Annotated in this window: 1 protein-coding gene; it reads right to left on the minus strand. The window is 59.0% G+C overall.

Features of this window, described 5'->3' with window-relative positions:
- Positions 1-33: 33 nt before the first annotated feature.
- A protein-coding gene (locus JCM9942_RS16370) for an IS3 family transposase (protein ID WP_089153193.1) occupies positions 34-1,121 on the minus strand; the annotation gives its coding sequence in 2 pieces (ribosomal slippage) (positions 34-860 and positions 860-1,121; 1,089 coding nt in all).
- Between the last annotated feature and the right edge of the window lie 61 nt (positions 1,122-1,182).

A 1,182-nucleotide genomic window follows, 5' to 3' on the forward strand; every position in this document is an offset into this window, starting at 1 on the left:
TCCCCCCATTAACCAGAGTTCTGAGAAGTAGAGCTATGCGGCCATGGCCAACCGCTGCTTGGGGGTGATGCCGCCCAAGGCCATGTTTGGGCGTTCATGGTTGTACATCCACATCCATTGGGTGGCGCACAGCCTGACCTCATCAAGGTCTGTCCAATGGTACTGCGAGAGCCATTCGTAGCGCACCGTTCGGTTGAAGCGTTCAACATAGGCGTTCTGTTGTGGCTTGCCCGGTTCGATGTGCTCAAAGCGAATGCCCCACGACTTGGCCCAGGCCTCGATGGCCGCGCTGATGTACTCCGGGCCGTTGTCGCAGCGAATGACCTGCGGCTTGCCACGCCAGGCTATGACCTGTGTGAGCGTGCGGATCACCCGCAGCGTGGGCAGCGAGAAGTCGACCTCGATGCCCAGTGCTTCGCGGTTGAAGTCATCGATGATGTTGAGCAGCCTGAAGCTTCTGCCGTCCTCCAACTGGTCATGCATGAAGTCCATCGACCACACCTGATTGATGGCCTCTGGTACCGATAGCGGCTGGGGCTTCTCGCGCACCAGGCGTTTGCGTGGCTTGATGCGCAGGTTCAACTCCAGCTCCCTGTAGATGCGGTACACGCGCTTGTGGTTCCAGCCAAAGCCTTTGACGTTGCGCAAGTACAGGAAGCACAGCCCAAAGCCCCAGTTGCGGTTGTTGTCCGTCAGGCGTAGCAGCCAGTCGGCGATCTCATCGTTCTCGGCCTGGTGCTTGGCTTCGTACCGGTAGCAAGCCTGGCTGATCCGGAAGGCCAGGCATGCCGCGCGTATCGACATGCCTCGTTCCTGCACAGCCCTTTGAGCCATCTCGCGGCGGCGAGATGGCTTCACCACTTTTTTGCGAGTGCCTCCGAGACCACTTCGGCCTTGAGCTTTTCTTCGACGTACATCTTGCGGAGTCGGCGGTTTTCTTCCTCCAGCTCCTTCATGCGCGCCATCAGCGAGGCATCCATGCCACCGAACTTCGAGCGCCACTTGTAGAACGTGGCCGTGCTGACGCCCATCTCGCGGCACAGCTCGGGCACGGCAAGACCAGCCTCTACGCGCTTGAGCGCCTCGATGATCTGGCTGTCGGTGAATCGGGACTTCTTCATGGTAGAAATTTTCCTTCGAAAACTTCTACTTCTCACTGCGCTGGTTTTGCGGGGGGATTAC

Source organism: Stenotrophomonas pictorum JCM 9942 (genome assembly GCF_001310775.1).
Classification (GTDB): Bacteria; Pseudomonadota; Gammaproteobacteria; order Xanthomonadales; family Xanthomonadaceae; genus Stenotrophomonas; species Stenotrophomonas pictorum.